The organism is Stenotrophomonas sp. 22385 (assembly GCF_052045085.1).
In the GTDB taxonomy this organism is placed as follows: Bacteria; Pseudomonadota; Gammaproteobacteria; order Xanthomonadales; family Xanthomonadaceae; genus Stenotrophomonas.
This window is the reverse complement of sequence record NZ_JBQEOG010000008.1, coordinates 84591-97858: the sequence shown is the minus strand read 5'-3', so window position 1 is coordinate 97858 and position 13268 is coordinate 84591. Positions and strand designations below refer to the sequence as shown.

Annotated in this window: 12 protein-coding genes; 6 read left to right on the top strand and 6 right to left on the bottom strand. The window is 67.3% G+C overall.

The genetic code is table 11. From position 1 onward, the window contains the following. Nucleotide 1 precedes the first annotated feature (1 nt). The gene (locus ACTJI4_RS14890; protein ID WP_440869871.1) at nt 2–868 is read right to left on the bottom strand and encodes a DMT family transporter; all 867 of its coding nucleotides are present in this window, start codon (nt 866–868) and stop codon (nt 2–4) included. A 172-nt stretch (nt 869–1040) separates the two neighbouring features. On the opposite strand from ACTJI4_RS14890, the gene ACTJI4_RS14885 reads away from it, so the two are divergent. Together ACTJI4_RS14885 and ACTJI4_RS14880 are read left to right on the top strand one after the other, a co-directional pair. Continuing rightward, the gene (locus ACTJI4_RS14885; protein ID WP_440869805.1) at nt 1041–2045 is read left to right on the top strand and encodes a LysR substrate-binding domain-containing protein; all 1005 of its coding nucleotides are present in this window, start codon (nt 1041–1043) and stop codon (nt 2043–2045) included. Between the two features lie 88 nt (nt 2046–2133). Further along, entirely contained in the window at nt 2134–2427 is a 294-nt protein-coding gene (locus ACTJI4_RS14880) for a hypothetical protein (RefSeq protein ID WP_440869804.1), read from the top strand. A gap of 40 nt (nt 2428–2467) precedes the next feature. On the opposite strand, the gene ACTJI4_RS14875 is transcribed toward ACTJI4_RS14880, so the two are convergent. Both ACTJI4_RS14875 and ACTJI4_RS14870 read right to left on the bottom strand, forming a co-directional pair. After that, entirely contained in the window at nt 2468–3232 is a 765-nt protein-coding gene (locus ACTJI4_RS14875; RefSeq protein ID WP_440869870.1) for a DUF4349 domain-containing protein, read from the bottom strand. A 38-nt stretch (nt 3233–3270) separates the two neighbouring features. Beyond that, on the bottom strand, nt 3271–3627 hold the full coding sequence (locus tag ACTJI4_RS14870) for a GFA family protein (protein ID WP_392915982.1): 357 nt from the start codon (nt 3625–3627) through the stop codon (nt 3271–3273). A 103-nt stretch (nt 3628–3730) separates the two neighbouring features. Between ACTJI4_RS14870 and ACTJI4_RS14865 the strand changes: the two genes are divergently transcribed. Beyond that, nucleotides 3731–5539 carry a DUF885 domain-containing protein gene (locus tag ACTJI4_RS14865; protein WP_440869803.1) on the top strand — a complete coding sequence of 603 codons (1809 nt, stop codon included), beginning with the start codon at nt 3731–3733 and terminating at the stop codon, nt 5537–5539. Nucleotides 5540–6075: 536 nt separating this feature from the next. On the opposite strand, the gene smrA is transcribed toward ACTJI4_RS14865, so the two are convergent. Both smrA and ACTJI4_RS14855 read right to left on the bottom strand, forming a co-directional pair. Beyond that, nucleotides 6076–7911 (bottom strand): multidrug efflux ABC transporter SmrA, encoded by a 1836-nt coding sequence (smrA, locus tag ACTJI4_RS14860; RefSeq protein ID WP_440869802.1) that lies wholly within the window; start codon nt 7909–7911, stop codon nt 6076–6078. 69 nt (nt 7912–7980) lie between these two features. Next, nucleotides 7981–9558 carry a serine hydrolase gene (locus ACTJI4_RS14855; protein WP_440869801.1) on the bottom strand — a complete coding sequence of 526 codons (1578 nt, stop codon included), beginning with the start codon at nt 9556–9558 and terminating at the stop codon, nt 7981–7983. Between the two features lie 134 nt (nt 9559–9692). Here ACTJI4_RS14855 and ACTJI4_RS14850 point away from each other — a divergent pair, with 134 nt between their 5' ends. The 3 genes from ACTJI4_RS14850 to ACTJI4_RS14840 are packed head-to-tail and all read left to right on the top strand — an operon-like array spanning nt 9693 to nt 11939. Then, nucleotides 9693–10127 carry a VOC family protein gene (locus ACTJI4_RS14850; RefSeq protein WP_440869800.1) on the top strand — a complete coding sequence of 145 codons (435 nt, stop codon included), beginning with the start codon at nt 9693–9695 and terminating at the stop codon, nt 10125–10127. Next, a complete protein-coding gene (locus ACTJI4_RS14845; protein ID WP_440869799.1) occupies nt 10082–10942 on the top strand; it encodes a DUF72 domain-containing protein in 861 nt (286 codons plus the stop codon). The genes ACTJI4_RS14850 and ACTJI4_RS14845 overlap by 46 nt, the downstream gene beginning before the upstream one ends. A gap of 49 nt (nt 10943–10991) precedes the next feature. After that, nucleotides 10992–11939 (top strand): DMT family transporter, encoded by a 948-nt coding sequence (locus ACTJI4_RS14840; protein ID WP_392915965.1) that lies wholly within the window; start codon nt 10992–10994, stop codon nt 11937–11939. Between the two features lie 12 nt (nt 11940–11951). On the opposite strand, the gene ACTJI4_RS14835 is transcribed toward ACTJI4_RS14840, so the two are convergent. Beyond that, entirely contained in the window at nt 11952–13115 is a 1164-nt protein-coding gene (locus tag ACTJI4_RS14835; protein ID WP_392915962.1) for an AAA family ATPase, read from the bottom strand. Nucleotides 13116–13268 lie beyond the last annotated feature (153 nt).

Below are 13268 nucleotides of genomic sequence, written 5' to 3'. Positions count from 1 at the left end.
CTTACCGTTTCTGGCTGGCGGCGACGCTGCCGAGGATCAGCGCGCCGGCGACCACCATCGCCCAGGTCACCGGCTCGCCCAGGAACAGCCAGGCGAACAGCGCGCCGAACATCGGCACCAGGTAGGTCACGGTGGAGGCGCGCGCCGGGCCGATACGCGCGATGAGGCGGTAGAACATCAGGAACGCAAAGCCGGTGCAGACCACGCCCAGCGCGATCGCGCAGGCCCACGCCACGACGGGAATCGGGGCATCCGGCCAGTGGGTCAGCGCCAGCGGCAGCATCAGCAATGCCGCGCTGCCCAGCGTGGCGCCGGCCGACGCCGCAGGCGGCAGCCCGGTCATGTGGCGCTTGACCAGGTTCACGCCCAGGCCGTACAGCAGCGCGGCCAGCGAACCGGCAATCACCGCCGCGCCAATGCTCAATCCGGACACCTTGGCCGTAGCCAGCACCACCACGCCAGCGAAGCCGACCAGCAGCGCGATCGCGCGGCGCATGCCGATCTTCTCGCCGAAGAACAGGAACGCGATCAGCGCGGCAAACAGCACGGTCATCGCATTGCAGATCGCGCCGATCGCGGCCGGTGCGCGCTGCGCCGCCCAGGCGAACAGCACGAACGGAATGGCGGAGTTGATCAGGCCGATCGGCACCAGCCACAACCAGCGCCGGGCCGGGAACTGCGCGCGTGCCTGCCAGAGGAACGGCAGCAGCACCAGCGCGCCCAGCAGCAGCCTTACTTCCACCAGCGCATAGGGGCCGAACGACGGCACCGCCACGCGCATGAACAGGAACGAACAGCCCCAGATCGCGCCCAGCACGGTCAGCTCCAGTGGGGTGCGCCAGTCGCGTTCAATCGCCCCCGCACTCATCGGCGCGCCGCTCACCGGCGGCCCCCGGCACGGCAGGAACAGGCGGCAGCAACGGGGACGGGCAGCAACATGGCGCGGGCTCCAGGGATCAGACACGCAGCATCTACCGGCCGCGCGGCCTCGACAAGCGCGTAGTATCCCTGCAAGCCACAAATATGATTTGGGTCTTGCCATGATTCTGCGCCCTGCCCTCCTGCCCGCGCTCGGCGTGTTCGCGGTTGCCGCGCGCCATCAGAATTTCGCCCATGCCGCCGACGAGCTGCACCTGACCGCCAGCGCGGTCAGCCACCACGTGCGGCGGCTGGAATCGCTGCTGGGGACGGTGCTGTTCCAGCGCCACGCCCGTGGCGTGCGCCTGACCGCCGAGGGCCGCCAGCTGGCCGACGCCGCCGCCGCCGCCCTGAGCGACATCAACGCGGTGGCCGGCAACCTGCACCCGCAGGCCGATGTGGTGCCACTGCGGATCACTACGCTGCGCTCGCTGTCGTACTGCTGGTTGGTGCCGCGGCTGACGCGTTTCACCCGCCTGCATCCGCGCATGCGCATCGAGCTGCAGACCAGCAGCGAACTGGTGCGCTTCGACGAGAACGGTCCGGAACTGGGCATCCGCTACGGACTGGGCCAGTGGCCAGGTCTGGCTGCCCACCACCTGATGGACGACGAGCTGTGCCCGGTGGCATCCCCGGCCCTGCCGGGGGTGTCGGCGCTGCGCGAGCCGGCGCAGATCGCCACGCTGCCGCTGGTCAGCGACATGTCGCCGCAGGGCTGGCGCGACTGGTTTCGGGCTGCCGGCGTGCGCGGGCTGGACCTGACCGCGCAGCACATCTTCAGCGACAGCACCGATGCCATGCGCGCGGCGGTGTATGGCATCGGGGCGGTGCTGGCGCGCAAGCACATCGCCCAGCCATACCTGCAGCGCTATGAACTGGTGCGTCTGCCCGGGCCGGCGCTGAAGGCGCGCTATGCGTACTACATCGTGCACGCCGGGCACCGGCCGCTCAGCCCGACGGCGGTCGCGTTCATGGATTGGCTGAAGCGCGAAGCGCAGGACGAACGCACGCCGGTACCGGCGTTGCCGGATGAATTGTTGAACCGGCCTCACGACCGGACGTCTCACGACTGGACGTCTCACGACCGGACGTCTCACGACCGGACGTCTCACGACCAACGGTCGTGAGCTACCGGGGTGGGAGCTGCCGGGACATTCACCCGGTTTTGCCCGGTGGATCGCTACGGTGGAATCCCCTCACCTGCGAGACCTCCCCATGGCCATGTTGCGACTCAGGATCACCGGCAGTGAAGATGCCGCACGCGCCATCAGCGATCTGCTGCTGGGCGTTGAAGGCATCGAGCACGTCGAGGAAACCGACGACCTGATGCCGCATATGGACGACGACGATTCCAGTTCCGCCGGCCTGTCCGACGATATCGGCCCCGGCATCCACGAGCTGGAAGTCGAGGTCGGCAACGAAAGCACCGAGCAGAAAGTGCGCGATGCCGTGCAGGAGCTGGCGCTGGAACTGGATGTGTTCGTCGAATACGAAACCGACGAGGGTTGACGTGACAACCCAGCGGTAGGCATGCGTTGGTGCATGCGCGTTACGGCATGGACGACGCCCGGCGGCGGCGACGCCACAGCTTCAGCGCAACCCAGCCGACCAGCCACAGCACCAGCGTCACCGGCAGCAGCGCGGCCACGGCGCGGATCACGAAGGCCACGCTGCTGGTGAGCGTGGCACCGAATTCGCTGAACGCCTGGCCGATGTCACTGCGGCTGCGCTGGCCTGCGGGCGTCTGGAAGCGCAGCGTGAGCAGCTGGGTGTCGATCCGGCGCCGCTGGTTGGCGGCGTCCCTGCTGGCCTGCTCCAGCCCTGCCTCGATCTCGGACAGGCGCTGGGTGATGACCAGCAGGTCGGCCACCTTGATGCCCTTGTCATCCTGGTAGGCGAGCAGGCGTTCGTGTTCCTTCTGCAGCCGCGCCCTGGTCAGCGCGGTGTCCGCGACCTGCTGGGCGAGATCTTCGGCCTGGGTGTTGCGCGAAGCGACGTCGCCGCCCTGCCCCGCCAACCCGATCAGCGGTTCCACGCCCTTGGGTGCGATCCGCACCCGGATCGAACCGGACGGATACTCGCCGCCCTGCTGGCCCACCTGCAGCACGGCGCAGTCGCCGAACCGGCTGGACTGGCAGGCCTCGCTGATCTGCTTCACCCGCGGCCCGATCTGCGCGGCATCGAGCTGGATGTCCACCTCATGCTCATACGCCAGCGCCGCGCCTTCCGGCGACGCCACCGCGCCGGCCGCACCGGCGCCGGCCATTTCCGCGTGCTGCTGGCCACTGCATCCGGCAAGCGCCAGCGCCAGCATCCCTGCCATGGCGCCGCTGCGCCACCTCGTCCCTGTCGTCACACGCTGGCTCCATCGTAGAAATTGATCGTCAATCCGCCGAGGTCCAGCCCGGGCAGGCAGCGCACGTTTACCGCCACCATCGCCTGGCCGCTGCGCGGGTCCACGCCCTCGCTGAACGGCGCGATGCCGCACGCACGGCAGTAATGATGCTGCAGATGGTGCTTGTTGAACTGGTAGGTGGCCAGCTGCGCAGGGTCCGTGTTCAGGGTCAGCGCCGCGCGCGGCCCGAACCACAGCAGGCCACCGCGCCGCCGGCACAGCGAACAGTTGCAGTCCACGACCCCGGTGATGGGCGCATCGGCCTGGACCACGAATGCGATCTGCCCGCAATGGCAGCTTCCTTCGTACTGCATGGCACACCTCCCCGCAGGAAAGGGCCATGGTAATCCAATGGCACGGGCGCACGCCCGGCGGCAGCGCCTATGCTCGGCGATTGTCCACAGCACAGGATCGCCGATGCGCCAGCATCTTCTTGCCCTCGCCCTGATCGCCGCCCTTGGCGGCTGCCAGCAGGCCGACGCCCCCACCGCCCCGGCCGGTACCGCGGCAACCGCCCCCGCCGCCGATGCGGCCGTGGACGCGGCCTTCGCCGACCTGTCCAAGCGCGCCCTGGACACCTGGATGCAGTTGTCGCCGATCAGCGCCACCCAGATCGGCGATCACCGCTACGACAGCGAGATCGACGACCTGAGCGCAGCCGGTCAGCAGAAGATGCTGACCGCCTACAAGGGGCTGCTCGGCGAGCTGGACAAGGTTGAAGTGAGCAAGCTCTCGCGCGAAAACCAGGTCGACGCGGCCATCCTGCGCAACCAGCTGCAGTCCGAGATCTGGAACGCCGAAGTGCTGCAGGCGTCCAAGTGGGACCCGCAGATCTACAACAGCACTGCCGGCAGTGCGCTGTACGGGCTGATGGCGCGTGAATTCGCGCCGCTGCCCGAGCGCCTGAAGTCGGCCACCGCACGGATGGAGAAGCTGCCGCAGATCTTCGCCCAGGCCCGCGAAAACCTGGACCCGGCCCGCGTGCCGAAGATCCACGCCGAAACGGTGTCCAAGCAGAACAAGGGCATCCTCAGCATCGTCGATACCTTCATCACTCCGCACATCGGCGAACTGCCGGCCGAGGACGGCAAGCGCCTGCAGGCCGCGATCGACGGCCTGAAGAAGGCGGTGGACGAACAGCAGGCGTGGCTGGACAAGACGCTGGTGCCGAACGCCAAGGGCGATTTCCGCATCGGTGCCGAGCTGTACGACCAGAAGCTGAAGTTCGCGCTGAACTCGTCGTTGTCGCGCGCCGAGATCGGCGAACGTGCCCGCGCCGAACTCAAGCGCGTGCGCCAGGACATGTACGGCATCGCGCAGACGGTGCTGAACGGCAAGCCGGGTGCCCCGGCGCTGCCGGCCAACCCGAGCGACGAGCAGCAGCAGGCCGCGATCGAAGCGGCGCTGGAGCTGGCCTACGCCGACAAGCCGGCGCGCGACAAGGTGGTCGACGATGCCAAGGCGGCGCTGGCGCAGTCCACCGAGTTCGTGCGCACGCATGACCTGATGACCCTGCCCGACGCGCCGGTGGACATCATCCTGATGCCCGAATTCCAGCGCGGCGTGGCCGTGGCCTACTGCGATTCGCCGGGCCCGCTGGACAAGAACCTGAAGACCTTCTACGCGGTGTCGCCGATTCCGGACGACTGGACCGACAAGCAGGTCGATTCGTTCCTGCGCGAATACAACAGCCGCATGATCCACCTGCTGAGCATCCACGAAGGCACGCCGGGCCACTACCTGGAAGGCTGGCATTCGGGCAAGTTCCCGTCCACGCTGCGCGCGGTGCTGCGTTCGGGCCTGTTCGCCGAAGGCTGGGCGGTGTACACCGAGCGCATGATGCAGGAGCAGGGTTACCTGGACAACGATCCGCTGTTCCACCTGGTGCAGCTGAAGTTCTACCTGCGCACGATCTCCAACGCGATCCTGGACCAGGGCGTGCACGTGGACAACTGGACGCGCGAGCAGGCGATGCAGCTGATGACCCACGATGCGTTCCAGCAGGAAAGCGAGGCATCGGGCAAGTGGGTGCGCGCGCAGCTGACCTCGGCGCAGCTGCCGACCTACTTCGTCGGCGCGCAGGAACACTTCGACACGCGCAAGGCGGTCCAGGAAAAGCAGGGCGACAAGTTCAACCTGAAGGCCTACCACGACCAGATGCTGTCCTACGGCGCCCCGCCGGTGCGCTTCGCCCGGCAGCTGATGCTGGACCAGCCGATCGAGTGATGGTGCGTTACTGTTGAAAAGCGGGCGGCCCGGTGATTACCGGGCCGTTTGCGCTTCTGGTGTTACGTGTTGGGGAGGCCGGCGGGTGACCCCTTACGGGACACGCCGTAAATACGTCCTTGTAGGCTTGGCAAGAACATCCATGTTTTTGACAGTCCCTACAGGGGTCACCCGCCGGCCTCCCCTCATGCATCGCGTGGGCGGATCGGAAGGCAGCGACGCAGGGCGTCGCTCTACGCGGTGTTGATTGTTTTCATGCGTTACCGGGCGTTGATATGTTCACGGCAGTCGTTTGGGAACCGACTCTACCTTCGTAGAGCGACGCCATGCGTCGCTGCTCTGTCTCTCCGCGCGCGGCCCTCTTTCGGGGACGGTCGGCGGGCAGCCCCCGTAGGGACTGTCAAAAACATGGATGTTTTTGACAAGCCTCCATGGATGGATTCACGGCGTGTCCCGTAGGGGGCTGCCCGTCGACCGTCCCACACGGAAGAACTGAAACGCTGCCGTTGCCGTTGCCGTTGCCGTTGCAGTTGCCGTTACCCAGCATCCGCCGCCACGAACCCACCCGTCTGGCGCGCCCACAAACGCGCGTACAGGCCGCCTGCTGCGACCAGCTCGGCATGCGTGCCGGTCTCCACGATGCGGCCCTGGTCCATCACCACCAGCCGGTCCATGCGCGCGATGGTGGACAGGCGGTGCGCGATGGCGATCACCGTCTTGCCCGCCATCAGCTCGTCCAGGTTGTCCTGGATCGCCGCTTCCACTTCCGAATCCAGCGCCGACGTGGCCTCGTCCAGCACCAGGATCGGCGCGTCCTTCAGCAGCACCCGCGCGATCGCGATGCGCTGACGCTGACCGCCGGACAGCTTCACCCCGCGCTCGCCCACGTGCGCATCATAACCCTGCCGCCCTTCGCCATCGCGCAGGGTGTAGATGAAGGCCGCCGCGCGCGCCTTGGCCACTGCCGCACGCAGTTGTTCCTCGGTGGCGTCCGGCCGCCCGTACAGCAGGTTGTCGCGGATCGAGCGGTGCAGCAGCGAGGTGTCCTGGGTGACCACGCCGATCTGCCGGCGCAGGCTTTCCTGGGTAACCTCGGCGATGTCCTGGCCGTCAATGCGGATGTGGCCGCTTTCCAGGTCGTACAGCCGCAGCAGCACGTTCACCAGCGTGGATTTGCCTGCGCCCGATGGCCCGACCAGGCCGATCTTTTCGCCCGGCTTCACCATCAGGTCCAGCCCGGCAATCACCCCGCCCTGCTTGCCGTAATGGAAGTGGATGTCATCGAACTGGACCCCGCCCTCGCGCACCACCAGCGGCACCGCATCCGCGCGGTCCTGCACGCTCAGCGGCTGCGAAATGGTGGTGATGCCGTCCTGTACCGTGCCGATGTCCTCGAAGATGCCGTTGATCGTCCACATGATCCAGCCGGACATGTTGTGGATGCGGATCACCAGCCCCGTTGCCAGCGTGATCGCACCCACCGTGATGTTGCCGTGGCTCCACAGCCACAGCGCCAACCCGCAGGTACCCGCGATCAGGAAGCCGTTGACGATCGCGATGGTCAGGTCCATGCCAGTGGTGATCCGGGTCTGCCGGCGGTGCTTGACCGCCAGTTCCTCGATCGCCTCGGCGACATAGGCCTGCTCCCGTCCGCCGTGGGCGAACAGCTTCAGCGTGGGAATGTTGGTGTAACCGTCGACGATCCGGCCCATGGCCTTGGAACGCGCCTCGGACGCGATCCACGCACGCTCCTTCGCGCGCGGCACGAAGTACACCATGATCACAACATAGGCTGCCAACCACAGCACCAGCGGGATCATCAGCCGCCAGTCCGCCTGCGCGAACAGGTACAGCGCCGTGCCGGTGTACACCACGATGTACCACAGCGAATCCACCATCTGCACCGCCGACTCGCGCAGCGACGTACCGGTCTGCATGACCCGGTTGGCCATGCTGCCGGCGAAATCGTTCTGGAAGAACGACAGGCTCTGGCGCACCACGTAGTTGTGCATCAGCCAGCGCGAGCGGTTGCTCAGCCCCGGTACGATGGCCTGGTTGACCAGCAGGTTGTGCAGGCCCACCAGCACCGGCCGCGCGACCAGCGTGATGGCCGCCATCCACAACAGCGTATCGGCATGCCGGGCGAAGAAGCCGGCGTCGGGCTGTTCGCTGACCATGTCGACAATGCGGCCGAGGAAATCGAACATGGCCACTTCCACCAGCGCCAGCAGCAGCCCGGCGATCAGCGTGGCCAGCAGCACCGGCCACACCGGACGCAGGTAGTGGATGTAGAACGGCAGCACGCGGCGCGGCGGCATGCGCGCGTCGATCGGCGGAAAGACGGGAATCAGCGACTCGAACCAGCGGAACATTCCATTTCCCGGAAAACAGGCAGGCCGCGATTATCCCACCGCGGCCTGCCGTTTGTTTTCACGCAGTGCTTATTTCGCCTTGTCGGCATCCACCGGGGTCAGCACCAGGTCCTGGAAGTCGAAACTGAAGTCGGTCAGCGACGATACCGCCTGCATGCGTACCTCGCGCACCTTGCCGTCCGGATCCAGGCTGAAGTTCACGAACGCATCGGCGTTGAGCGAACGGTCGTCCCAGCGCACGATGAACGTATCGTGCTGCCAGTGCTCCATGCTGCCCACCAGCTGCGCGGTCCTGCCGAAACGCAGGCGCAGCCTGCTGCCACGCTGCTCGACGAACACCTCGCCATACCACGGGTCGCGGTAGGTGCCGGCGTAGCGGGCAAGCGGCAGCGACGGGGTGGATTTCGGATCGCGTGCCGCCTGGTGCGCGGCCCAGCCCTCATCGGCCTTGTCCTGTGCCTTGGCCACCGCAGCGGCATACGCCGCCACCCAGTCGGTGGCCGGCGCCTTGAGGTAAGCGTCCAGCACCTCCATGGTGACCGCGTTGAAGGCCGCGCCCACTTCCTGGTTGGTCAGCACCACGATGCCCAGCTTCTGCTCCGGTACCAAGGTCACCCGCGACACCATGCCCGGCCAGCCGCCGGTGTGCCACACCAGCTTCTGCCCCCGGTAGTCGCTCAGGCTCCAACCCTCGCCGTAGCCGGCGAAGTTCGGGCGCGCGGCAGCCAGGGCCGGTACGCTCGGTTCGGGCACCACCTGCGGGGTGATCATCTGCCACATCGCCTGCTGGCTCTTGGCGCTGAACAGCGCAGTGCCATCTTCAAGCCTGCCCTGGGACAGCTGCACGTTCATCCAGCGCGCCATGTCGTGCACGCTGGAATACACCCCGCCGGCACCGGCGTTGTTGGACCAGGTCAGCGGGGCCACCGTGCGCAGGTCGGTGAAATCGAACTTGGCATGCCCGGTGGCGGCCTTGTCGCCCGGCTTCAGGTGGTCGGCATTGAAGCGGGTGCCGGCCATCCCCACCGGGGTGAAGATGTGCTGCTGCAGGAAGTCCGCGTACGACTGCCCGGAAACCTGTTCGATCACCTGCTGCGCCACCGCATAGAGGATGTTGTCGTAGGCGTAACGGTCGCGGAAGCCGGCCTTCAGCGGCACCTTGCCCAGCCGCTGCACCACCTCGGCGTTGCTGTAGGTAGTGGTCGGCCAGAACAGCAGGTCGCCCGCGCCCAGGCTTAGCCCACTGCGGTGCGAGAGCAGGTCGCGGATGCGCATTTCGCCGGTCACGTACGGATCGGACATACGGAACGATGGCAGGTGGTCGATTACCCGGTCGTCCATCTTCAGCCTGCCCTGCTCGGCCAGCAGGTTCAGCGAGGTCGCCGTGAACGCCTTGGTGTTGGAAGCGATGGCAAACAGGGTGTCGGCCTCGACCGGTGCCGGCTTGCCCAGCTCGCGTACGCCGTAACCGCGCTCGAAGACGATCTGCCCATCCTTGACCACCGCCACCGCGATGCCGGGAATGTCGAACTGGCTGCGCACGCGTTCCACCGTGGCATCGAGCCGCTGCAGTTCGGCCGGCACCGCTGCCGACGCCAAGGGTGCGCATGCCAGCAGCACAAGGCCTCCGATCCAGGATGTGTTCAATCAGTGTCTCCGGTTGCGTGTTGCAGGGGCGTGGAGGCCACCAACGGGCCGGTTACGCCAGGTTTCGCGCGATGGTAACGCGGCCGGTTGCAGGCTCGCCTGTGCCAGAAGCCGCCCACCCCCGGAGTACCCGCATGACCGCGCCCGCCCAGACCGGTTCCACCGTCATTCCCTGCCTGCGCTACCGCGATGCCCGCGCGGCGATCGCCTGGCTGGAGCGTGCGTTCGGCTTCCACGCGCAGGCGGTCTACGCGGAAGGCGACATCGTGTACCACGCCCAGCTGGTGTACGGGACCGGGATGATCATGATCGGATCGGTGGGCACCGGCGGTGAGTGGGAAGCAATGACCGCGCAGCCGGCCGACATCGGCGACCGCGAAACCCAGAGTGCCTGCGTGATCGTCACCGACCCCGACGCCCATTACGCGCAGGCGCTTGCCAATGGCGCGCTGCTGGCCATCGACATCGCCGACCAGGAGTATGGCGGCCGCGGTTATGCGTGCCGCGATCCCGAAGGCCATATATGGTGGTTCGGCAGCTACGATCCCTGGCGCGAGAACGCGCTTTGAAGCCCGCACCCCCCGGCCCGATCTTCACCGGCATCGGTGGCTGGGTGTTTCCTGCCTGGCGTGGCGGCACCTTTTACCCGGCCGGGCTGCCGCAGCGCGAGGAGCTGGCCCATGCCAGCCGGCAGCTGGGCTGCATCGAGATCAACAGCACGTTCTACCGGGCGCAGAAGCCGGCGGTGTACGCGCAATGGCGCGAACAGACCCCACCCGGGTTCCGCTTTTCGGCCAAGGCGCCGCGCACCGTGACCCAGAGCCACGATCTGGCCGCCGCGGGAGCGCGCGCCGATGGCTTCATCCAGGGCATCAGCGCGCTGGAGGACCGGCTGGGCCCGCTGGTATGGCAGTTCGGCGAAAAGCATCCGGCCGGTGCGCAGGAATTTGATCGGTTCCTGGAAGCGTTGCCGCGCAGGGTTGGCGGGCGGGCGTTGCAGCACGCACTGGAGGTGCGCAATGCCGCCGCGTGGACGCCCGAGCTGATCGCGGTGGCGCGCGCACACGGTGCCGCCCTGGTGTTCAGCGGCTCGCCGGACTACCCCAGCTTTGCCGACCCCACCGCCAGCTTCATCTACGCCCGGTTGATGCAGTCGCGCGCCAACCTGCGCGCCGGCTACCCCGAGCGCACGCTGGAACAATGGTGCCTGCGCGCCATGCGTTGGGCACGCGGCGAGGACAACCCCGACCTGCCGCACGTCGCCGCCGAACCTGAGCCAAGCGGCCCCCGTGAGGTGTATGTGCTGTTCATCGGCGCCGCCAAGCACCGAAACCCCGGCGCCGCAGTAGCGCTGCGCAGACAGCTCAAGCAGGTGGGCGCGTAGCGCCACCTGGGCGTGGCCGTGCGCATGCCTGTTGCCCCACAATATGCGGATGCCGATGACCGATACCCGCAGAGCCCTGCTGCAAATCCACTTCTGCGTTCTGCTGTGGGGCGTTACCGCCATCCTCGGCAAGCTCATCAGCCTCCCCGCGCTGCCGCTGGTGTGGTGGCGCATGCTGCTGGTGGTGGCCATGCTGGCCCTGCTGCCGCGCGTCTGGCGCGGGCTGCGCCAGCTCTCGCCCGCCCTGTTCGCCGGCTACTGCGGGGTGGGCGCGCTGGTGGCCCTGCACTGGCTCACCTTCTACGGCGCAGTGAAGCTCGCCAACGCTTCGGTGGCCGCCACCTGCATCGCGCTGGCCCCGGTGTTCACCGCCGTCATTGAACCGTGGGTGGCCAAGCGCCCGTTCCAGCTGCGCGAACTGGCCTTTGGCATCGCCGTGCTGCCCGGCGTCGGCATGGTGGTCGGCGGCGTACCGGATGGCATGCGCCTGGGGGTGCTGGTCGGCGCCATGTCCGCCTTGCTGGTCGCCATCTTCGGCTCGCTCAACAAGCGCCTGGTCAGCCACGCCGACCCGCTCACCGTAACGGCGGTGGAACTGGGCGCCGGCACCGTCACCCTCACCCTGCTCGCGCCCCTGCTGCCGTTCCTGCTGCCCGCACTGGCCAGCCCGCTCTGGGTGGTTCCCAGCCTGCGCGACGGCATGCTGCTGCTGGCCCTTGCCGGGGTGTGCACCCTGCTGCCGTTCGCCTTGGCGCTGGTCGCGCTGCGCCACCTCAGCGCCTATACCGTGCAGCTGGTCACCAACCTCGAACCGGTCTACGCGATCCTGCTGGCCGTGGTGCTGCTCAGTGAACAGCGTGAACTTACCCCGCTGTTCTATGCCGGCGTGGCGATCATCGTCGGCGCGGTGTTCCTGCACCCGCTGTTGAACCGCTGGAAGAAGGTGCAGCATCCGGAAATCCTGGGCACGTCCGAGGCCCGCAACATCGCCGATTGAACCGGGTGCAGGTCAGCGGGTGGGCCAGTACCAGGCAGGCACGTCCAGCACCCCTTGGCCGACCAGCGTGGTACGGCTCATCTGCTTTTCCAACGCGATCGGATTGCACTGCGGGGCTTCGCGCAACGCGGCGATCAACCGGCTGGCATGCGACACCACCCACACCTGGCTGCGCGCCGCCGCGCCGATGATCAACCGCCCCAGGGCCGGCAACAGGTCCGGATGCAGGCTGGTTTCCGGTTCGTTGAGCACCATCAACGGTGGCGGACGCGGCGTATGCAGCGCCGCGATCAACAGCAGATAGCGCAACGTGCCATCGGACAGCTCCGCCGCGCCCAGCGGCCGCAGCAGTCCCGGCTGCTGGAACTTCAGGCTCAGCTGATCCTCGTTAGGCTCGATGAAGACCCGCGCGCCCGGGAACGCATCGTCCAGCGCAGCCGCCAGGGCGTCCGGATCGCCGATTTCCACGATCGTGCGCCACGCCGCCGCCAGGTCATGCCCATCGTGGCTCAAGACCGGCGTCCGCGTGGCCAGGCTCGCCTGTCGCGCCGGCGCATCCCGATCACTGCGGAAATGATCATAGAAGCGCCAGCTGCGCAGCGTCTCGCGCAGGCGCAGCACCTCGGGCATCCGCTGCGGATCGGCCACCTGCGTGAACAGGCTCTCGTGCACCGACAGGTTCGATTCCAGCAGCTCCCAACTGCGCCCACTGCGCCGCCGCACCATCGCCCCGCGCCGCTCCACCAGCACATTGCTGCTGCGCAGGAACGGCCCGGCCCAGATGCTCTCGCACTTGATCTGTGGATCCAGGTTGAACATCGAATGCGGATCGGCCACCGGGTAGCCCAGATCGATCGCATACCCGAAATCGTCCGCCGCAAACCCCAGTCGCAGCGCCACTGACTTCTGGCGCGGCCCGCCCTGCACCGGCACTTCCCCTGACAGCATCCGCCGGTCCAGCGTCTCCGGCCCGGCCCACAGCGCCGACTGGAACCCGCCCTCCCGCGCCAGCGACGGCGTCACCCCACCCCGCGCCGTATCGGCCAGCAACCGCAGCGCGCGGTACAAGCTGGATTTGCCACTGCCGTTGTCACCGGTGACCAGGTTCAGCGATCCCATCGGCACGACCAGATCGTGCAGTGAACGGTAGTTGGAAATGGCGAGGGTCTGCAGCATGGACGGAATCCGCGGAAAAACGGCCGTGCAGGATGGCAGCGATAGGTCGCAGATATTGCGATTGATGACGCAATTGACCCATTCAATCGTCATGCTTTTTGCTGGCACACCCGCCAGCCAAACCGAGGAAGCCCGCAGCCCAAGGCTCTAAAA